Here is a 20,901-nt window from a genome sequence, read left to right as displayed (position 1 = left end):
GCACTAATAGACGTCGTAGCCCCCACTATAGGAAATAGGTTGAATCAACTCAGAACTGGAGCTACAAAAGACCTTTCACGTTCCCTGCAACAAGGTTTTTCACTCCGGGCCTTATTCTCTGGGGAAGCGTCACAGCGGCAAAAATCCGGAGCTAACTACGACATCGCAACTACATATACTTTTGAAGTATTTTTTGCGGCGTTAACAGTAGCTTTACTGGTGCAAGGTCTTGCAATACCTAGCCACCATATTATTGACTTCGCATTTTGGCATATTATCTTTGCCTTCGTCATACTGTTGCACGCTGCACTTCTGATGTATTTAGGAGTACGCAAAGATGAGTCACCGAATATAGCGCTTGTACCAGCGTTATTGATTGCTTATGCTGCATACCTGACATGGCCATTAGCGGTCACCTCCGAAACAAATACTGCGCTCATGCCATGGTGCCGCTTTCTTGGTCTTTATGGGCTGATTACACCGATCTGCCTAGGGAATATCCGAACTGTTATCTATAACGTCGTAGGTCTCTCAATAGCGCTATTTGGAGGGCTCATCTTTGCCTCCTATCGAGCAACAGGCGAATTTCAGTTGGACGAAGCCCTCGGGCGAACCGTCACTTTCACTATTATGGCACTTATCCTTGGCGTATTTTTCTCATATATCAAAGAGTTTGCACGCCGAGTAGACTATGTATATTCTGATGCAGTCTCTTTGAGACTTCTGCTCAACCAATCAAAAGATCAGTCAAAAGGTCTCCAAGAATTCGATAAGCTCGTCCACGATAATGTGATGGCGGCTCTACTCGACGCGAGTCGAATGGCTGGCCCAGTAGCAGATAGAACGCGTACCCTCGCCCGTCGAGCAATTAGAGTTCTGGAAGAAGAATCCTATAAAACTGACCCAGAAAACTCTATTACGTTCCAAGAGCTCACAGAACAAATTGCAACTGGCGTGTATCCGTGGAATGCTCGTTTACGTTTCGTCCCCGAAAAACGGCAGACCTTCCCTCGAGCGAATCCTAACAGTACTATCACAAACCAAGCAGCACGCGCTTTTACCCATGCAGTTACCGAAGCCGTCTCTAATAGTGCACGACATTCTGGAACTCGAACAACATTTATTAGTATTCGCACAGAGCTACGCCGACCTAAAAATTCTAAAACCCGTGGCGCCAAGGAAAGGGCCTATATTTACTGCACAGTCAGCGATAAAGGACAAGGTTTTAACCTCAAAAATCTTGATATACGCCGCCTCGGGGTGCGAGTATCAATGATTCGTTCGATGGAAGAAGTGGGAGGAAGCACCACTATTGAGTCAGCACACCATAGGGGTACGACCGTCACGATTCAATGGCCAAGTGATGTAGATGAATAATATCTACAACCTTTTCAGCAAAAAATACTATGGTACTATCAATTTTAAAAAGTACTATAGTACGTCACTCTTCCGTATCATCTCACTAGCAATTTTTGTACTCCTCTTTCTGGGATACCTTACATGGCATCTATCATTAGAGGCTATTCCCCTCGGCAATGACATACCTCTTATCGCCTGCATCGTATTGAACATGATTTTGTTACTCTTCCCTACACAGAAGAGCATCAAACTCCCACTGGTTCTTATGCCCATCATCACATTCGTTTCGATGCTTATCGTACAATTAGCGCTTAACGACTTGCCGCATAACCTACGGCCTTTCTGGTTACTCTGGCCAGTTTCTGTCACTCTGATTACGTGCGTTATTCTAGTGCTTCGAGATTGCACACGTACTGCTATAACGCTCTATATTGTCTCGGCTTTATTGGTCGTCAAATGGCATCAAAATATTTTTACCTCAACGCTCACCATTCTGGCAGAGTTCTTTATTCCCATATTTTTATTGTGGGCAGCGTTCATCTTCCGCCAACACATTTCTACTTTTGACGTTGCCGTCCGTAAGACGATACGGATGATTAAGCGTTTGCAATCTAATAACGCTCAAGAACAAAATATCAGTAATATTGCGGCTCAACGAGTCCAAGAAGTACGTACGTTAACCGAAGAGATGTTGCATCGTATCGCCTATAACGATGCACCCATCACTGCTGAAGAAATTGATGACTTTCGTTTTACCGAGGCACAGCTGAGAGATACCATTCGCGGTCGGTATATCGCCAACCGTCCCATCCTTAATGCTGCTCTAAAAGCTCGGCGTCGAGGAGCCAAAGTCGACATTCTCGATGAACGAGGCTGTTCACTTCCAGAAGCTGTTGAAACCTCTTTAACAGAATGTGCAATTGATTTATTGAACAATGCAACGGGCGGAACTATTACTATCCGCGCTTTCCCTGCCAGCGACAAGGTTGCTGTCATGATTGTTCATGATGGCAATCACGAAGATGACGAAAGCCCCTCAGCTATTGAGATTATGCAAGGAACCGGCGAAGTGATTCGGTTCTAATAATTTTTTCTTCAAATTATTCTTCTCAAAAGATTTCATTTGGGTGGTTTTTGAGACCTGCATGGTGAAATAACATACGATATCTTTTCTCAACGTAGAGTGAACAACGTCAAGAGCATATTTTGTAGGCTTATCTGCACTGTAAAGTAAACAAGTTTAGGGACATACATTTCTCAGACTTTTTGCAATAATTATTTTTATGTTGAGAGAAGTGGCAACCTCGTCGGGAGGTACCAGTATCTAAAATTCTCTGGGAATGTTGGGGGACGGACCCAGAAAATATTCAACATACAAGGTGTAACACCAGGTTCTTATCAACGAAGATTGAAGAATCTTTCAAAAAGTTGAGACAGTTCTTGGGGGAGAACATCTCAACAACTCATATAAGAACACTTGTCATTCTGGGTAGTTCGCACTCATCATGAGTACCGCAGAGAATCCAGAATATAAGGCTGGTAATACACCGCCTTGACGTAAGGCCCGCAGGTTCTCGTACCTGCGGGCCTTACGTTGAGAAGAAACTCTCCCTAAATATTAAAAATATCGACCTCTGACTATTCCAAGAGCAAAGCTGGCTCTTCCAAGATGGCAGCAACATCCGCCATAAAACGAGCAGATAAATCACCATCAACCACACGATGATCAAAAGACCCGCCAAGAGTCGTCACCCAACGAGGAATCACCTCACCATCAACCACCCACGGCTTTTGCTTAATCGTGCCAAAAGCAATAATGGCAACTTCTCCCGGATTAATAATCGGAGTTCCCGTATCAATACCCAAAGCACCAATATTCGTAATGGTCATCGTCCCCTGAGCCATCTCACTCGGCTGAGTCTTACCCTCACGTGCACGAACCGTTAACTCATGGAGTGCTACGGCAAGCTCTTTCAATGAAAGCTCCTGAGCATCCTTAATATTAGGAACCATCAAACCACGAGGAGTCGCTGCAGCAATCCCTAGATTCATAAAATGCTTAATAAGAATCTCTTGATCAGTCCACGTCGCATTCACCTGAGGATTACGAGCCGCTGCCCAAATGACAGCCTTCGCTAAAATTAGCAGGGGCGTCACTTTAACCCCTGCAAACTGCTCTGAGGTTTTAAGACGTTTCACAAACTCCATGGTGCGAGTAGCATCCACATCCACAAAAATAGAAACATGAGGTGACGTAAAGGCAGACTTCACCATAGCCTTAGCAGTAGCTTTACGAACACCACGCACTTTAATGCGTTCAATACGGTCGCCACCAGAGCCCTGCGGTATCCAAAAAGACTCAGGGAAAACTTGCTCCGTTGTCGAATCTTTTTCACGCAGATGAGCCACATAATTTAATAAATCACTCTTAGTCACCTGACCATGATTTCCAGTAGGAACAACATCAGCAAGATTCACTCCCATATCCTGTGCAGCTTTACGGACAGGAGGTTTTGCCAACATTTGCGGACGAGGAATAGAACCCACCGGCTGATGAGCAACCGGTTCCTTCTCTGACACAGGAAGACGTTTAAGCCCTTCTTCCCACAAAGCACTCGCCTTTTCTGTCAAGGCGCTCAACGACGCCCTCGAAAAACGTCGTTCGTGAGAATCTTCCTGAACCGAATCATCAGATACTTGAGGCTGAGTAGATAACGCAGGCTGATGTTTCACCCCATCTGCTACACGGCGTTTACGAGCACGACGTTTTACAGGGTCAGCTTTAGGACCAGAACCGACAAGAGTTCCCTGCCCAGAATTATTGCTCTGAGTATTGTTCGATTCCGTCAGTTCATCATTCTCTTGCCTCAGGTTAACAGATCCCGCTTCAGAAGAAGATATAGTAGCCAGTGCAGCACCAACTTCAAGGGTCTGTCCCTCCTGCGCATGAAGTTCACTCACGACACCCGCATAAGGGGATGAAAGTTCCACCACCGATTTAGCGGTTTCTACTTCGACCAACACATCATTAATCGCAACAGTATCTCCACAGGAAACTTTCCATAGAAGAATCTCTGCTTCAGTAAGGCCCTCTCCCACATCGGGAAGTCTAAATACCTGAGACATAGTTCGTGTCCTTTCGTCTGAGGGAGATGGTTCTAATACGAGAATGAACGGTCAATAGCGTCAAGAATACGGTCAATACCGGGCAAAAATTCTTCTTCAGCTCTCGGCACTGGATACGGCATATGAAAACCACCCACACGTAGCACAGGTGCTTCCAACGAATAAAAGCATTGTTCCGTCACAGCAGCACTCAATTCTGAAGATACTGACACAAAGGTGCTAGCTTCTTGGACAATAACAGCACGCCCCGTCTTGTTCACAGAATCTGCCACAGTACCAATATCCAGTGGAGAAATAGAACGTAGGTCAATAACTTCAATATCATGCCCATCTTCTACGGCTGCTTCAGCTGCGGCTAAAGCAACTGGAACAAGAGCACCATAAGTAACGAGTGTCAGGTCTGTGCCTTCGCGAACTACCGCTGCTTGAAACGGGTCATAATCATCTGCAGAAAAATCAACATCACCTTTGAGCCAATAACGGCGTTTAGGTTCCATAAAGATTACGGGATCAGGATGTTGAATACTTTTTCGCAGCATCCAATAGGCATCGTGTGAAGAGGATGGGACCACAACACGTAACCCTGGTGTATGAGCAAAATAGGCTTCTGGAGATTCTGAATGATGTTCGATAGCACCCACTGCACCACCATAGGGTAAACGAATAGTCACAGGGGCACTCAACTGACCAGTAGAGCGAGTACGAATCTTAGCAAGCTGAGTTGTTATCTGGTTAAACGCAGGAAAAACAAAACCATCAAATTGAATCTCTGGCACAGGGCGTAACCCGCTCATGGCCATACCAATAGAAGTACCGATAATTCCAGATTCTCCCAAGGGTGTATCTAATACCCGTTGTGGCCCAAATTCTTGATAAAGACCATCGGTGACACGGAACACTCCCCCAAGTTTTCCAACATCTTCACCTAAGACGATTACGTCTTCACAGGCTGACATCTCATCGGATAAGGCACGAGTAATCGCTTTAGATAACGCTAAATTTTCGTAAGTCATATTGTTAGTCCTCGTCCTCAAAGCCTTCTAAGTATTCGCGGTAGAACGCTCTATCTGTTTCTGTTTGTGTATGCGGTTGTGCATAGACGTTATCGAAGTTTTTCTCAAAGTCTTCTGGTTCAGAGTTGAGCGTATATTCTCGTACTTGTTGAGCTATCATCGACGCTTCCTGCTGTACCTGTTCGAAGAAAGAGTCGCTCACCGCATAATGGTCTCGTAGATATTTTTCTAGACGTAGGAGCGGGTCTAAGGCTGAATATTCTTGGAGTTCTTGTTCTTCACGGTATTTTGTGGGGTCGTCAGCTGTTGTATGCGCACCTAAACGGTAGGTCTCTGCCTCAATCAAGACGGGGCCTTCTCCTGCCCGAATTTTTTCGAGAGCGTAACGAGTTGCTGCCACAACAGCTAATACATCGTTGCCGTCTACGCGTAGCCCTTCAAAACCATACCCTTGAGCTCGTGTTGCGATTGGTACACGCGATTGCGTTTCAAAAGGAACAGATATAGCCCAACGGTTATTTTGCACGAAGAATAATACGGGAGCGTCATAGGAGGCTGCAAAAACCATTGATTCATGAACGTCACCTTCAGTAGAGGAGCCATCACCAAAATATACGGCAACTACTGGTTGAGAAGAATACTCTCCTGATGAGCACGCTCGTTTCATACTCATTGCATAACCGACCGCCTGAGGAACTTGCGCTGCGAGCACAACAGTGTAGGGGTGAAAACGGTGTTTTTTAATATCCCAACCGCAGGTTCCAGAACCACGGAAAAAGGGCATTAACTGTTCAAGAGGTACACCTCGAGAAAAGGCTAATGCGTGTTCTCTATAGGAGGGGACCACATAATCTTCAGGACTCAGCGCAAACCCCGATGCGACTTGGGCGGCTTCTTGTCCTCGACTAGGGACCCAGAGGGATAGCTGACCTTGGCGTTGTAACGCGGTCGCTTCATCGTCAAAACGACGAACAATCACCATTTGACGGTAGAACTCTTGGAACTGTTCTACTCCGATGTCTTTGACATACTCGCTGAACACTTCATGTGGGCTTAGCTGAGCTGAGTCATCCATCAATTGGATTAACGGTGGAATATTGCTCGTACTATGGTGACGTTCTACCATCGTTCCGCCTTCGTACAGATTAGTGGGTGTTACCTCCTTATACCCTATTCCTCTTTGGTGGGAATACTCTGAATACTTGACGTTCTGCGTGTCCTTATTAAAGCGGTCTCACCAGTACAAATAAGCATTTTCTTGGGTGTTCAGAGCGCTCCCACCCAACACTTTTTACCCCTCCTTAAAGAAGCTTAAAAGTGCGTCCCTTCTGGGCGCTGAGGTGCATATTCGACAGATTGGCAGAGCGCAATGAAGCGATCGTTTGCTTCGTCCTCTCCGATAGAGACACGAACCCCTTCTTGAGCGAAAGCACGCACCGAAAGAGCATGTGATTCAGCTCTTTGCGTAAAATCTGCAGTATTTTCACCAAGATTAAGCCACATAAAATTAGCTCGAGTCGTAGGAATCCACCATCCTAGTTCTTGTAATGCCCGCACAACACGTTCACGTTCAGCAACAAGATGACGGACTCTTTGCATCACCACATCACGGTGTTCGATAGAGGCAATTGCAGCTTGTTCAGCAATACTTGTTACCGCAAAAGGTGTTGCTGCAACTCTCAAATACTGTGTTAGCTGAGGATGAGAAATGGAGTATCCGACGCGTAAACCGGCAAGTCCTTGAGCTTTTGAGAATGTCCGCAAAATAATAACGTTTGGATAATCAGGATAAACCGATAGCCCGTTGACCGGAGGTTCTTCTCCCGCCATAACCGGCGAGGCCTCACAGAACTCAAAGTAGGCTTCGTCGATGACCACAACGATATGTGAAGGTACCCGATCTAAGAAGGAACGGAGCTGATGTTCTGTAACAGATGGCCCAGTAGGGTTGTTCGGTGTGCAGACGAGGATGACGCGAGTTTTATCGGTAATAGCTTCGACCATCGCCTCTAAATCATGTGCCCCCTCAGCAGTCAGAGGAACTTTAACGCTCTTCGCACCAGCTAACCCAACACAAATAGGGTATGCCTCAAAAGAACGCCACGCATAGATGACTTCATCTGCACTACCGTCAGCAGATGTTCCAGCAAACGTTGCAAGAATCTGGTTTAGCGCACCGAGACTGCCAGCGCCAGTCACGATGTCTTCGGCAGATATACCGTGTTCTTCTGCGAGCGCATGACGTAATGAGGTACAGAGAGGATCAGGGTATCGGTGAACTTGAGTGAAGTTCTCAAGGATATGCGCCACTTCTGGTACGGGGCCGAGTGGGTTCTCGTTAGAAGAAAGTTTATATTGTTCAAGTCCCGGTACCGGTTGTGGAGCTTTACCAGCAGAGTATTGAGGCAGTTGGGAGAATACTGCTCGCGGGGTGGGCAGTTGTGGTTGGTGATCGCAAGAAGGATTATTCATAGTTTCGAGTGTAGTTCTTTCTGTTTTTCTTTTACACCTTGAGCTTGGTTCCTTTACGAGGGTATGAGGTAGAGAGAGTAGGTTTTCTTATCTTTTTGCAGGCTGGTAGTCATACCAGTGTTCGTTGAAGGGGTTTTCTTCTGGTGTGAGATAGTCGTTGCTGATGTCTTCTATTTTTTGGGAGGTGTTTGCAACTTTTCCGGCTTCTCCAGGGAGATTCTGTGCGATAGATGAGGCAAAATGTGCTCCCACATGGATTCCTGTTCGTAGGTCGTGGGCAAGTACTGCTGATTTGCTAAGGTTTCGTGGAAGGGTGGAGCCGGCAACGACAGATAGCTTGGTTTTATGCTGGTTTCGTGAAAAGTTTTTCATCATGGGCAGGGGTTGGTGTGCTAGTGGGTAGTTTTCTGTGCTGATACGGTATTGGCGGTATCCGTGTTCGGTGGGGGCATGGCGGCTTATCATTCCAGCAAAATATGAGGTGCTTCCTTGCCATACGGGGTGGTTCCCCCATAGTTGTGTTGCTTCTCGAATTTTTTGGGCACGTTCTTTGGTCTCTTGAGTACCGGTAGGAGTTTCTCTGTAATGGGTTTCTAATGTTGAGATATTTGGGGTACGTGTGGTGTTCAGGGAGGTGCCTTGGAGGGACGTAACGCCGTCGTTTTGGTCGGTAAGAACGTGTATGGGAATATCTGTAGCTAAGGGGAGGGAGCCAATGGGGGCACCTTGCAAGTAGACTCCTTGCACATTATGTTTTTTGCGGAATTGTTGATGTGTTGATGCAACTGCGGCAATGGCTCCGCCTTGGCTGAACCCGGCTAAGTAGATGGGTGTATCTGCTGGTAGGTTTGCTTGTTCTAGGGCGGTGTCTAGTAGTTGTAGTCCGGCAGAACTTTCTTCCATTGGTGTCTCTGGTGAGTCGGTGACGGAGCTGAGGTTACTAGCAATTCCGATAGGTGCCCCGTGTAGGGTGATGCCGTCAGTATCTGTTCCAGGGACGTAGGCGATAACACCTGAGAGCTGTTCGGACGAATCATAAATATGTTGGAGGAAAACACCGTCGTATTCGACGTTGATTCCTTGTTGGTGTTGGAGTTCGTCGATGGTGTTGACGCCAGAGGATATTGTCTCAAAATTATGTGCATAATCAGCGGGGCTTTGAGGAATAACAAGTTGCTGTTCTATGTGTTCGAAGGTTGCAGAATCAGCTGATTTGTATGTTTGTATTCCTGAGATGTTGAGTGCTCGAAGGTATCCTCCACGGTGGAGTTTATCTTCAACATATTCTGTGGCAGTTCTGCTGAGGGAGCTGATACCGTAAAGCTTCATTTTTTCTGCTCGACGACGGTTTGCGTATTCTTCACCGTTATATAGGTAGTCTCCCCAATACCCCATACCGAAGAAAATTCGTTGTCCTAAGAAACTCGTGATTGGACCAGCAACGGGCATCAGCGTTGTTGCCTGAGCAAGTGGACCGCCTGAGCTAAAGAGTGAGCCCATCCAATACATGGCTGCCGGTAGTTGGGTTTGGCAGGTGCGTAAAAGCTCCGTAGCAATGTAATCAGCTTGTTCGTAGGCGATACTTGTTTGTTCGAGACGAACGGCAAGGTCTAGCTGTTCGCTGGCGCGCTGTGTGCTGCACTGAGATAGTTCTAGGATTTCTGTGCCCAGAGAAAAACCTTGAGGATGTAGGGCAAGTAGCTTCATCACATCAGCAGATATGATGCTCAGTTCTTGCGCAACCTGTTGATTTATTTCGTGCGTGCGGCGTAGGTGTGTTGAGTATTCTTGAAGGCTTGTCGTATCTACTCGCAGAAGGGTGGTGTGCCCTTCTCTGATATTTCTCATCACTGTAGTGTGAGATTCTTTCAACCTTATAAGAGAAGACGTCATGATGGGGGCTTTCTACGAGTAGGTAGGCAGGAAATTCATCAATGGGTGGTGAAGGAGAGATTCTAAAGCTGATTGAGTGTTTCTAACGCTCTGTGTGTAGAGGATTTCAGCACCTACCGTTGCAGCGTCACTGTACCGGTGTGCTTGGATGATGGCGTGATCTACTGCGATACCGGCAGTAGTTACTAGGGCACTGAGATGTTCTGCTTGTTGTGCTAATTCTTCACCAGCTTGGATGAGGTTTTGACGTTTTTCATGAAGTTGATGTTCTAGATACTGTTGTGAGTGTTCTTCCTCTTCGATGAGCCGGTAAAAGTTTTTAGATGCGAGAGAGTCCCATTCCATCTGTGTTTTCAGGTGGAGGGTGCGTTGAATCTGTCGTTGTTTCTCTTCTTGTTCGTTGAGTCGTTGTGCAAGTTCTTGTGTTTGTTCTCGTATGTGATGGGCAAGCTGAGAGAGTCCTTCAGCGATAGGGGTACTTCTGGATGTGCCGAAGCCTTGTTGTTGTGCAAAAAATAAAAGGTGTTGTTCTTCCATAGGTGGGTGGTTTCCTCAAACAGGCTGTTCTCCGGTGTAGTTGTTCTAGAGATACGTTAGATGAATGGTTAGAGCAGAAGACGTTGAGGGGAAGAATTGTGGATAATCTTGAGGAAAGGGTGCATCGTATCGTATTTTCCACAGGTATGAGGTACAAAGTTTCTTGAGTATGACGCAATAGCGCCTGAGCTTTTAAGCTTTTCTGAGTTATCTCAACCACAACCGGCATATCACATGACAGAATAGAAGTATGTCTCAACCTGATCTTTGCATGACTCTACCCAATGGACGACGTAGCCTCACTGGCTCAGCTATCGCGTTAGGCCCACTGGATGGCCGTTATAAGGCGGTAACAGAGCCTCTCGTCGATTACCTCTCAGAAGCGGCTCTTAACCGTGACCGTATCCACGTCGAAATAGAGTGGTTCATCTACCTCTGCAAAAAGAGTGTGCTTCCGGGGCTTTCACCCCTCACCGAAGAACAAGAGCTCGCATTGCGTAGCATTGTCACCGAGTTCTCTCCTGAGGATATTAACGAACTAGCGGAAATTGAAGCAACGACCGTCCACGATGTTAAAGCAGTGGAATATTTTATTGGTCGCCGCTTAGCAGCTATCGGGTTAGAACATCTAACTCCGCTCGTACATTTTGGGTGTACCTCAGAAGACATCAATAACCTTTCCTACGCTCTAGGTATTAAAGACGCCGTACACCACGTATGGATTCCACAAGCTGAAGAACTCATCACACAACTTCGCACCATGGCAGAAGATTCCGCTCATACTCCCATGTTGAGCCGAACCCATGGACAGCCAGCGACACCAAGTACCGTAGGTAAAGAATTAGCAGTCTTCGCCTACCGTCTTAACCGCCATCTTAACGCCGTCAAAGAAGTGCAGTTTCTCGGCAAAATCAACGGTGCAACAGGTACGTTCTCGGCACATATCGTTGCAGCCCCTGACGTCCCATGGCTAAAAATCTCTGAAGAATTTGTCAGCTCATTAGGGCTAAGCTGGAACCCGCTCACGACCCAAATTGAAAACCATGATTGGCAAGCAGAGCTATACCATGCCATGTCACGGTTCAATCAGGTGCTACACAACCTCTGCACCGATATCTGGAACTATATCTCTATCGGTTTCTTCCGTCAGATTCCTGTTGCCGGAGCAACAGGTTCTTCAACTATGCCGCATAAGGTCAATCCCATTCGCTTTGAAAATGCTGAAGCGAACCTTGAAATTGCGAATGCGCTTCTTGGCACGCTCAGCGCCACATTGATTCAATCACGCTGGCAACGAGACCTCACTGACTCATCCTCACAACGTAATATCGGTATTGCCTTTGGCCATTCTGTTCTAGCAATGTCTAACGTCGTCAAAGGACTCAAACGTCTAGATGTTGCCGATGATGTGATGGCTCAAGACCTTGACCAGAACTGGAAGGTGCTTGCTGAGGCCATCCAAATGGTCATGCGTGCCGAAGCAATCGCGGGTGTTGAAGGAATGGAGAATCCGTATGAACGCCTCAAAGAGCTCACCCGCGGACAACGTGTTGACGCTCAACGCCTCCAAGAATTTGTTGCCTCATTAGGGTTAAGTGCGCAGGCCCAGAAACGCCTATCCCAGCTCACCCCCGCACTGTACACCGGTATTGCGCCCGACCTCGTACAGTTTATGAACCGTAGCAACTAAAAATAATGGTATCAACGGCTGAGGGTTGCACACCTCGTTATGAGGTGTGCAACCCTCAGCTATATCTATGAAGCGATACGACCTACCCGAGAATTATTCTGCAATTTCTCCCTGAATGATTGAAGAATCTTTCTGCGCCTGTTGTTGAGCCTGAACAGAATCTTCAAAACGTGGTGCTCGCTCTGCAAAAGAGAGCGAAGCAGGGAACATCGGTGGAGCCTCACCAAACGCTTCATGAGCTGCTTCAACGACTTTACGTCCTAACGCCAAGTTAGCTCCGCCGCCAACAACAGCACCAATACCAAAAGGTAAGGCGCGCCCCAAAAGAGCACCTGATTGACGGGTCAAGAACCGTTTCACAAACATATTGCGGATAGTGCGTTCTACGCTGAAGAACTTAGTAGATTCTTTACCCATCATGAGCCCCCACTTATTAGAGATACCGGCGGCTTTACCGGTTTGCGACATCAAAGTACTCATGAGAACAGCGCCATCATCACCTAGCATGATGCCCATGACCATAGCGCGTGCAGCTTCAGGGTTTTCAACGTGTACGCCGTGAAGTTCCGCTAACGCTTGTACGTACAAGGCGGTACGTTCAAGATAGCCTCCTACCGCTAGAGCTGATAGCCCCACGGAGGTTGCAGTTCCCACACCGGGAATAAAAGCTGAAGCACCTACAGCACCACCACCGATGGTGATATCACGTAGATAAATAGTCTCCAGGCGTTTTGCAATCTGAGCCGGTGACTCTTCAGGATGACGTTCACGAATTCGCATCACCATCGACACCACTAAAGGACGTTGAATCCTCAAAATAGTATCAAGACTTTTCGTCAACGCCGGTTTTGGTTTACCGTCAGTATCAAAAGGGTTCTTCATAGAATCAAACATGTTTTTAGTAAACCACCTTAGCTACTATTTTTCAGCTTAAAAACGCCTATTAGACCCTAGCAGTCATCTGAACGACACCCCAGAATGTTTTATTCTGCTCAAAAACCGCATAAACACCCTGTCAGCCCATATATTTTTTGTAATTACAAGGTTCTTCTGAACCGAAAACTTAACGCTAAAATAACTATTCTGCTGTTACACCCCATAACCGCAACAACGACCTCCCCAACTACCACCTGCCGAAAAGAAAGTAAATTTGTCTACATTACCGCTACGTACGATACGCCCCTCTGCACACACCGTTGGAGTATGGCTCGTCTTAGGTTCCTGCTTCTCACTACAATTCGGCTCAGCCTTCGCCGTTCACCTCTTCCCCCACATCGGAGCATGGGGTGTGAGCCTCTTGCGTCTAGGCTTCGCCTCACTCATCGTTTTAGCCTTTATACGCCCCAACCTCAGAGTATGGAACACACACCAGTGGAAAGCTACCATCCTCTTCGGCATCTCATTAGGCCTCATGAACGGGTTCTTCTATCAGGCAATAGCCCGCATTCCCCTCGGATTAGCTGTCGCAATTGAATTTGTGGGTCCGCTCATCTTAGCTATCGCCCTCTCCCGACGACTCATCGATTTCCTGTGGGCGCTCCTTGCCGCAATAGGCCTCATCATCCTCGGGGTAGACGCCCTCAACGACTCTTCAAATATCGACCTATTAGGTGTTCTTTATGCTCTAATAGCCGGTGGTTTCTGGGCAGCCTACGTTATCACGAGCACCCGTTTAGGTTCCGTCATCCAAGGGGCTTCAGGCCTAGCTGTAGGGCTCTTTATCGCAGCACTCACATTATTACCGTTAGGGGCAGCCGGTGCCACCATCGTCTTTAGCGATATCAAACTTCTACTCTTTGCTTTAGCAACCGCACTATTCTCGTCACTAGTCCCAGCAACCTTTGAGTTTGCAGCTCTTCGCAGAATACCCCAAAACACTTTTAGCATCCTGCTCAGTCTAGAACCAGCTATTGCCGCTATCGCCGGCTGGATACTACTTGCACAACATACGGGACTTTACCGTTGGGTCGCAATTATTTTGCTTGTCATCGCAAGTATCGGCATCACCATCAGCTCCCGCTCAAAAGTTGTCGGGGCAAACGTCGCCCTCCGCAAAAGAAGAAAAACCTCATAGGCTCTTCACAAAATCAGCAACCTGCCACGTATCTAAAACAACACCGGGGTGAGGCCCTACACCCTCTAAAAATGTTCTCATCGACTCATCTAAAACATGACGGCTACCCACTAAAATCAGGTTTCCGGCCTGTTTCCCTGCCAACATCGAACGTTCACACAAACACCACACATGCTCAAAGACCTCTAACATATGTTGAGCTTGAGAAGCAAAGAAACTCAAACCAGGATCATCACCAACATTAACTAAAAGAACCCCATCATCACTCAAAGCACGTTGAGCTAATTCATAAAATTCCCTCTGTCGAAGGTGTTCAGGAGCATCCCACCCCGAGAAAATATCAAGCACCATAGCATCTGCACCTGCTGGGCTATCTAATAGCCGTGGTATATCACCTAATACCTCACGAGCATCAGCAACAACAGACTGACATTGTGTACCCAACGGTAATGGAAGATGAGCCGTCACAAATTCAACCAATTCTCGTTCAATATCAACAGCAACCTGAATAGAACCCGGACGAGTCGCTTGAACATAACGCACAAGAGTCAACGCACCAGCACCCAAATGGGCAATACGCAATGGCTCCCCCGCAACAGCAAGCGCATCAATCACATTGCCAATACGACGAAGATACTCATAAAAAATAGTCTCTGGCGACAGCATATTAACGTGAGACTGTTCTGCAGACCCAAGACACAAAATATATGAGCCTTGATTCATCTCATCAGGAATAATACGAGCCATAAGCCCCGACGTTGACAGGCGAAGAGAAGGATGAGCCACCAAGAGTCCTTAAGGCAGATTTCGATAATGTTGGCCAGAACCAAAAGATTCTGGCTCTAACTGAAAAGTAGAATGTTCGATACTAACATCAAAATGTTCGGCTACACAGTCCTGTAAATGACGCAAAATTTCAACACTATGCCCCGAGGTAAAACATTCGTCCTCTAAAATAATATGCGCCGTCAAAACCGGTAAATCAGAAGAAATCTGAGAAACATGCAAATCATGCACCGCAACAACATGCTCTTGAGATTCTAAATGTTTTTGTAACTCTTGAAGGTTAAGATTACGAGGAGTCGATTCCAAAAGAACATCAAGCGTATCACGAAGAAGCAACAGCGTTCGAGGAACAATCAACACCCCGATACATAAGGCAACAACAGCATCTGCACCGTACCACCTAGTTGTGCTCATTACCACCGCCGACACAATAACAGCAACAGACCCCAGAGCGTCATTAATAACCTCTAAGAAAGCAGCCCGCATATTAAAGTTCTGATGATCACCACCAACCAAAATAGCAATCATCACGAGGTTTCCAACAAGACCAATAACACCAAAAATTAGTACGTCAGCGCTCGCTATAGGTTCTGGAGAGAAAAACCGATGTACCGCTTCAACAATGACGAAGGCGCCAACCCCCAACAGAATCGAGGCTTGGAACATTGCAGAAATAACTTCAACACGTTTCCAACCCCACGTGCGACGGTGTGTGGAAGGCCGTAGAGCAAGCCGTGAAGCAATCAGAGCAACCGTCACACCTAATGCATCAGTTAGTACGTGTACGGTGTCCAAAAGAAGAGCCAAAGAGCCGGTGAGAAAAGAACCAAAAAGCTGAGCGACACAAAGACCCCATGCGATAGCGGCAACGGCTAAAAGTTTACGAGGGTTTGTCGAAGAATGAGAGTGCTGATGTCCCTGATGAGAATGGTGTGAGTGTTCGCCCATAAAGATAGTTCTCCCCCGATAGTCTTAGGAAAAATATGCTACCACTTGGGGCAAGTGGCGAGCAGATGCGCTGAAGAAAAAGGCCTCATATCACACCGTTGTAGAAACCGTTTTGAGCTGGCGTTGTTGGAGCAGGGGAAGGCTCTCTCGAGTGCGCTCCACCTGTGTCAGGTCAATATCTACGATAGCTAAGGCGGAAACTTCACCTAGTTCACAAAGGATTTCTCCATAAGGTGCTATGGCACGAGAATAGCCGATGCCGGAAGGTATGCCGGAGTTCGGTGTCGGTGATAATGCTTGGTCTACAGCAATAACATATGAGCCGGTATCAAGAGCACGAGCGCTGGTCAGTGTCTGCCATTGTTCGCGTTTATGTGGTCCACCTGCCCATGATGCAGAAATGACCATACACTGTGCACCAGCATCTGCTAAATACTGGTAGAGCTCGGGGAAACGTACGTCATAGCAGGTGCTTAACCCGAGACAGACCCCATCGATAGTGATGAGAACTGGTTCTTTACCGGCAATGATATGTGCAGATTCACGGTACCCTAGGGCATCGTATACGTGTATTTTTCGATAATATTGCAGTTTTTCAGACTCAGCTGTCTTGTCTATTTTGTCTAGGGAAAATGCGCAACTCAGTTGATTGTAAACACGGTGAGCCTCAGAGGGTTCAGGTGCAAATCCGCCAGCAATAATGTGGATACCGATGTCTTGAGCAAATTCGCTTAGAGTTTGTTCCCATTGGTGGTAGTGACGATGAGTTTGGGTGTAGAGGTCTTCCCCAAAGGGAAACATTGTTGCTTCGGGGAAGACCACCAACTGGGCACCTTGTTGTTGAGCTTGTTCAGCGTAGTCTCGAACTATTGTGAGGTTTTCAAAGACGTTCGGTGTTGAACGTATCTGAGCTAAAGCTATTTTCATGGTGCGTTCTATTATCAGGTTCTGTGTTATTCAGAGATTCCAGCCGCTTTTTTAAATTCTTTGACCATATCGGCTGCACTGGTTGATGAGTTGACGTCTTCAAGGACTTTTCCATCTAGCACAAAGCTTGGTGTTCCGCGTACTCCAAATTTTTTGCCTTGTTCAAAGGACGCTTTGATGATGTCTTCTGTTCCGGTAGCAGAATAGTCAGTTTTGAACTGAGCCATGTCAAAGTCTAGTTCTTTGGCGTAGTCAGCAAATTTTTGGTAGGCGGCTTCTTCATTCTCAGATTCGCCCCACGTCTTTTGTTCAGAAAAGACCTTTTCGGAGAAAGGGATATATTTCTTCTGGTTTTGTGCACAAATCATTGCGCGTGCCGCAGAGATGGCGAAACGGTGCATAGGTAGTGGAAAGTTTTGAACGGTGACGTTGAGGATACCGTCAAGCTCTCCTGCTGCTTCAAGGTAGGCGGGGTCAGCTTTTTTGCAGTAGGGGCACTGGTAGTCGGTGAAGAGTGTGACGGTTGGTTTGTCGTTGAGAACGGTGTTGAGGTGGTATCCGTTATCGTCTCGTACGCCCGTATCTACGGCTTTGGTGTTGCTGTAAGATGCGGTAGAGGTATCTGAACCACAGGCGGTCAGTAGAAGTGTTGCAGCAGTAAGAGTGCTGGCGCCAAGGAGGGTACGTCGGGTGTAAGGGGTATTTATGTTCATAGTTGTTTCTCCGATTCTATGATGGTGCTATTACTAGAAAACCATAGTGTGTTGGTGTTTCTTGAGCACGCACCGTCATGAGACACAAAATATTTGCTGTGAACTGGCGTAAGAACAGGTGTTCTGGTACAGTGTTTTTCGTTCGCTTTAGGGTGGACTAGGCCTCCATAGCTCAGGGGTAGAGCATTTCCCTCGTAAAGAAAAGGTCGTCGGTTCAAATCCGACTGGGGGCTCAAGATTCAGCGCTTTTGCCATCGTCATGGTAAAGGCGCTGTTTCAGTTAACGGGTTTTTCTCTTTTCATTGAACTGTTCATTAAGATGTATCTAGCAGGGCTCTTGGACCACTCTTTAATGCTTTCCTAAGAAAATATATGTTTGCTTTGTGTACCTCTAGATACAGCAACTATAAAGCGTTATTGTATTAGTACACTCGCTTTTAAAATTTTCTCATTTTGGAGGAAAACTCTCTCATGCAACGGGAGCATTTCACATTTGATCGACACCGAACAGGGTTCCGTTATTCGCGCGGTTTTATCCTGCTCCTCATCGTCTTACTCATACCATCAGCAGGTTTCTGGTTCTTCTACCGGTCTCTTTTCCCCACGGACTCATCTCTTACAGGCGCAGTAATCCTCACAATTGCTACAGCCGTCTCTTTTGCGTACCTCCTCGGATACTCAGACGACCGGCACACTGCAGACTAATCGAAACGCTAGTTACGCCACAATCCGTAAGTTTTCGCCAGTTCAGAGACTTTACGTGCACGAGCCAAACGTGGAAGATATGAACCATCCTTAGGAACTGCACCATTTGTTGATTCGGCTAACATTTCGCGCGCCCATTGAATTTCTTCTTCACTGGGAGCAAGCGCAATATTAATAGTTTCTGCCTGCTGAGGATCAAGCAACAATTTTCCAGTCATGCCGTGACTCGATGTTACCGCACAATCACTCATCAACGAACCACCGTGTTTACCTAATGAAGGCCCATCAATAGGCCCAGGCAAACCACCAACACGCGACGCTAAAACAAGTTGAGAACGCGCATATGATAAGGCGATAGGGTCATCCGAAACGCCTGTGTCTCGACGAAAATCGCCCACTCCGAAGGCTAGACGGAACGTCCCCGGTGCGCGCGCGATATCTACCACGTTCACCATACCTAAAGCAGACTCAACCAATGCAATAACCGGTGTACCAGCTGGCATCATCATCGCAGTTCGAGTCACTTCATCAGGGTGCTCGGTTTCTGCCAGCATGACTCCTCGCAACCCCTTAACGTTGCTGAGTGCTTGAACATCTTTTTTCCAATGTTCTGTTCTCATCCCATTGATTCTGACCCAAGTGCTAACTTCACCATTGAGCAGTTCAACAATTTTTTCACGAGATTCGTCTTTGAGATTTTCAGGCGTGCCATCTTCAAGGTCGATGAGGATGGAATCTGATTCTGACTCTAGAGCGTTCGCAATATATTCTTCAGAAGAAGCTGCCGAAACAAGTAACCAGCTGCGAGAAAGACGAGCAGGTAACGATGCAGCACGTTCATTGCGGTGAAAATGTGGCATGAGAACTGTACTCCTAATGAGCCGATAATATTGTTCATCTCCAGTGTATAGATATAGTCCTCAAGACTCCTAGAACTATGACGCTCTGAGGGCAGCTTTATCGAAAATCAATAACCCTTGTCATATCCTCTAAAAATAGTTAAAACATCACATTTAAGATTCCTTACATCATAAGGTGTTTTATAGAACCTCGGAGTAGAGTGAATAGGTCGTAGCCTCGGCCTCTGAATACTTAGGAGTTTTAGTGCCTTCACCTGCATCACCTGATATACACGGTAGTTCTTCGTGGCTTGTTCCCGGTTCTCGTGAGCTACGCATGATTCTTATTGGACTGTTGTTAACGGTTCTTTTAGCTGCGCTAGATCAGACCATTGTTGCTACCGCATTGCCCACTATTGTTGGTGATTTAAACGGATTAGAGCATATTTCGTGGGTTATCACGGCATATATGATTTCTTCGACCATTACCTTACCCATTTACGGTAAGTTAGGTGACCTTTACGGACGAAAAACTCTCTTTCTATTTTCGGCAGTGGTTTTTCTCGTCGGTTCAGTACTCTGTGGTGTGGCAGGGTCTATGTGGCAGCTTATTCTTTTCCGCGCTGTTCAAGGCATCGGTGGTGGCGGCATTTTTACAGGTGCAACAGCTATTCTTGCCGATGTGTTAGCGCCACGTGACCGTGGACGCTATATGGGCCTTATTGGGGCAGCTTTTGGTATTGCGTCTGTTGCCGGTCCTTTATTAGGTGGTTTCCTAACTGATGCGCTGAGCTGGCGTTGGGTCTTCTACGTGAATCTTCCATTAGGTGCTCTTGCGTTGTTCTTTATCCTCAAATTTTTGCATCTTGGTACACCAAAACACGCTACGCCGCCACGTATCGACTATCTCGGTATTATTCTGATGGTTCTTGGTTCATCATCGCTTATTCTGGTGTCGAGCTGGGGCGGAACCGTGTACCCTTGGGGGTCTCCACAAATCATGGCTCTCATCGCCTTAGCGGTAGTCAGTGTTGCTCTCTTTATTGCGGTGGAGTTACGCGTTAAAGAACCATTGATTCCTTTAGGTATTCTCAAAGACCCTAATGTGTGGGTTTGCGTTTTCATGGGAGTCGGTGTCTCTGCTGCGATGATGAGCGTGGGCGCGTACCTTCCGACATTTTTCCAAATGGTGTGGGGTGTTTCTGCAACTGTTGCTGGTCTGATGATTCTTCCTATGACTTTTGCTCAAGTTGCCGCCACAGTTATTTCAGGTCGTCTAATTTCTGCTACAGGAAACTATAAGTTGTATCTTGTTGCTGGGCCAGCTTTGATTATTCTGGGACTTCTTGGGTTTAGCGTTATCGACCAGCACACATCGTACCTGTGGTTATCGGTGTTGATGGTCGTGATTTGTGTTGGTATCGGTTTTACCTTGCAGAATACTCTGCTGGTTGTTCAAAATAGTGTTCCTCCACGTGATATCGGGGCAGGAACTTCTACAACAACATTTATCCGACAATTAGGGGCTTCTCTAGGAATTGCTGTTTCAGGGTCTTTATTTATTGGTAATCTCACGGCCTTTACACAACAACATTCTGTTCAGATGGCAGCGCAGTCTCTCAACGCTCAACAGCTCAGTTCGCTTACTCCACAGGTTTTGGCGTCTTTGCCAGAGACTGCTCAACAGCTCATTGCTGAAGCATTTTCTACGGCGATGCCTCCTATTTTCTTGTTCTCTATACCAGCGGTATTGTTGAGCTTTGTTCTCAGCTTTTTCATCCGACAGGTACCTTTACAAAAATAAGGGTTAGAGATGTTA

General features: G+C 46.7%; 18 protein-coding genes and 1 tRNA gene. 7 read left to right on the top strand and 12 right to left on the bottom strand.

The features are described from left to right. The first annotated feature begins 39 nt into the window (after positions 1-39). Together ACN08W_RS01315 and ACN08W_RS01310 are read left to right on the top strand one after the other, a co-directional pair. The gene (locus ACN08W_RS01315) at positions 40-1,377 is read left to right on the top strand and encodes an ATP-binding protein (protein WP_419102721.1); all 1,338 of its coding nucleotides are present in this window, start codon (positions 40-42) and stop codon (positions 1,375-1,377) included. Beyond that, positions 1,370-2,443: a hypothetical protein gene (locus ACN08W_RS01310; RefSeq protein WP_419108604.1), complete on the top strand. Its 1,074-nt coding sequence runs from the start codon at positions 1,370-1,372 to the stop codon at positions 2,441-2,443. The genes ACN08W_RS01315 and ACN08W_RS01310 overlap by 8 nt, the downstream gene beginning before the upstream one ends. Positions 2,444-2,997: 554 nt before the next feature. Here ACN08W_RS01310 and ACN08W_RS01305 read toward each other — a convergent pair. The 6 genes from ACN08W_RS01305 to ACN08W_RS01280 all read right to left on the bottom strand — a co-directional run bounded on the left by ACN08W_RS01305 (position 2,998) and on the right by ACN08W_RS01280 (position 10,400). Continuing rightward, on the bottom strand, positions 2,998-4,485 hold the full coding sequence (locus tag ACN08W_RS01305) for a dihydrolipoamide acetyltransferase family protein (RefSeq protein ID WP_419108603.1): 1,488 nt from the start codon (positions 4,483-4,485) through the stop codon (positions 2,998-3,000). Between the two features lie 32 nt (positions 4,486-4,517). Beyond that, positions 4,518-5,498, bottom strand: coding sequence for an alpha-ketoacid dehydrogenase subunit beta (locus ACN08W_RS01300; protein ID WP_419108602.1), 981 nt, complete (start codon positions 5,496-5,498; stop codon positions 4,518-4,520). A gap of 4 nt (positions 5,499-5,502) precedes the next feature. Further along, complete coding sequence (locus ACN08W_RS01295; protein WP_419108601.1) at positions 5,503-6,624, bottom strand: thiamine pyrophosphate-dependent enzyme; 1,122 nt, start codon at positions 6,622-6,624, stop codon at positions 5,503-5,505. 185 nt (positions 6,625-6,809) lie between these two features. After that, positions 6,810-7,970 carry a histidinol-phosphate transaminase gene (locus tag ACN08W_RS01290; protein ID WP_419108600.1) on the bottom strand — a complete coding sequence of 387 codons (1,161 nt, stop codon included), beginning with the start codon at positions 7,968-7,970 and terminating at the stop codon, positions 6,810-6,812. Between the two features lie 87 nt (positions 7,971-8,057). Further along, positions 8,058-9,818, bottom strand: a complete 1,761-nt coding sequence (locus ACN08W_RS01285; RefSeq protein ID WP_419108599.1) for a hypothetical protein — start codon at positions 9,816-9,818, stop codon at positions 8,058-8,060. 57 nt (positions 9,819-9,875) lie between these two features. Beyond that, positions 9,876-10,400, bottom strand: a complete 525-nt coding sequence (locus tag ACN08W_RS01280; RefSeq protein WP_419108598.1) for a hypothetical protein — start codon at positions 10,398-10,400, stop codon at positions 9,876-9,878. Between the two features lie 250 nt (positions 10,401-10,650). Between ACN08W_RS01280 and purB the strand changes: the two genes are divergently transcribed. Next, complete coding sequence (gene purB, locus ACN08W_RS01275) at positions 10,651-12,090, top strand: adenylosuccinate lyase (protein ID WP_419108597.1); 1,440 nt, start codon at positions 10,651-10,653, stop codon at positions 12,088-12,090. 93 nt (positions 12,091-12,183) lie between these two features. Here the strand turns inward: purB and ACN08W_RS01270 are convergent, their stop codons facing one another. Further along, on the bottom strand, positions 12,184-12,984 hold the full coding sequence (locus ACN08W_RS01270; protein WP_419103099.1) for a di- and tripeptidase: 801 nt from the start codon (positions 12,982-12,984) through the stop codon (positions 12,184-12,186). 256 nt (positions 12,985-13,240) lie between these two features. Here ACN08W_RS01270 and ACN08W_RS01265 point away from each other — a divergent pair, with 256 nt between their 5' ends. Next, on the top strand, positions 13,241-14,164 hold the full coding sequence (locus ACN08W_RS01265; RefSeq protein WP_419108596.1) for an EamA family transporter: 924 nt from the start codon (positions 13,241-13,243) through the stop codon (positions 14,162-14,164). On the opposite strand, the gene ACN08W_RS01260 is transcribed toward ACN08W_RS01265, so the two are convergent. From ACN08W_RS01260 to ACN08W_RS01245, 4 genes are all read right to left on the bottom strand, one after another. Next, positions 14,159-14,950 (bottom strand): spermidine synthase, encoded by a 792-nt coding sequence (locus ACN08W_RS01260; RefSeq protein ID WP_419108595.1) that lies wholly within the window; start codon positions 14,948-14,950, stop codon positions 14,159-14,161. The genes ACN08W_RS01265 and ACN08W_RS01260 overlap by 6 nt on opposite strands. 9 nt (positions 14,951-14,959) lie before the next feature. Continuing rightward, positions 14,960-15,898, bottom strand: a complete 939-nt coding sequence (locus ACN08W_RS01255; RefSeq protein WP_419108594.1) for a cation diffusion facilitator family transporter — start codon at positions 15,896-15,898, stop codon at positions 14,960-14,962. A 90-nt stretch (positions 15,899-15,988) separates the two neighbouring features. Beyond that, positions 15,989-16,825 carry a nitrilase-related carbon-nitrogen hydrolase gene (locus ACN08W_RS01250; RefSeq protein ID WP_419103103.1) on the bottom strand — a complete coding sequence of 279 codons (837 nt, stop codon included), beginning with the start codon at positions 16,823-16,825 and terminating at the stop codon, positions 15,989-15,991. A gap of 26 nt (positions 16,826-16,851) precedes the next feature. Next, positions 16,852-17,538 carry a DsbA family protein gene (locus ACN08W_RS01245; RefSeq protein WP_419108593.1) on the bottom strand — a complete coding sequence of 229 codons (687 nt, stop codon included), beginning with the start codon at positions 17,536-17,538 and terminating at the stop codon, positions 16,852-16,854. Between the two features lie 161 nt (positions 17,539-17,699). On the opposite strand from ACN08W_RS01245, the gene ACN08W_RS01240 reads away from it, so the two are divergent. Both ACN08W_RS01240 and ACN08W_RS01235 read left to right on the top strand, forming a co-directional pair. Further along, positions 17,700-17,771, top strand: a tRNA-Thr gene (locus ACN08W_RS01240). Between the two features lie 238 nt (positions 17,772-18,009). Beyond that, on the top strand, positions 18,010-18,243 hold the full coding sequence (locus ACN08W_RS01235) for a hypothetical protein (RefSeq protein ID WP_419108592.1): 234 nt from the start codon (positions 18,010-18,012) through the stop codon (positions 18,241-18,243). A gap of 8 nt (positions 18,244-18,251) precedes the next feature. Here ACN08W_RS01235 and ACN08W_RS01230 read toward each other — a convergent pair whose 3' ends face one another. Next, positions 18,252-19,103: an HpcH/HpaI aldolase/citrate lyase family protein gene (locus tag ACN08W_RS01230; RefSeq protein WP_419106643.1), complete on the bottom strand. Its 852-nt coding sequence runs from the start codon at positions 19,101-19,103 to the stop codon at positions 18,252-18,254. A gap of 244 nt (positions 19,104-19,347) precedes the next feature. Between ACN08W_RS01230 and ACN08W_RS01225 the strand changes: the two genes are divergently transcribed. Continuing rightward, positions 19,348-20,886: an MDR family MFS transporter gene (locus ACN08W_RS01225; protein WP_419103107.1), complete on the top strand. Its 1,539-nt coding sequence runs from the start codon at positions 19,348-19,350 to the stop codon at positions 20,884-20,886. Positions 20,887-20,901: the final 15 nt, after the last annotated feature.

It is taken from the genome of Rothia sp. CCM 9419, assembly GCF_048512815.1.
Taxonomy (GTDB): Bacteria; Actinomycetota; Actinomycetes; order Actinomycetales; family Micrococcaceae; genus Rothia.
Note: the sequence above shows the minus strand (reverse complement) of the source record. Positions and strands in the feature narration are given on the sequence as shown.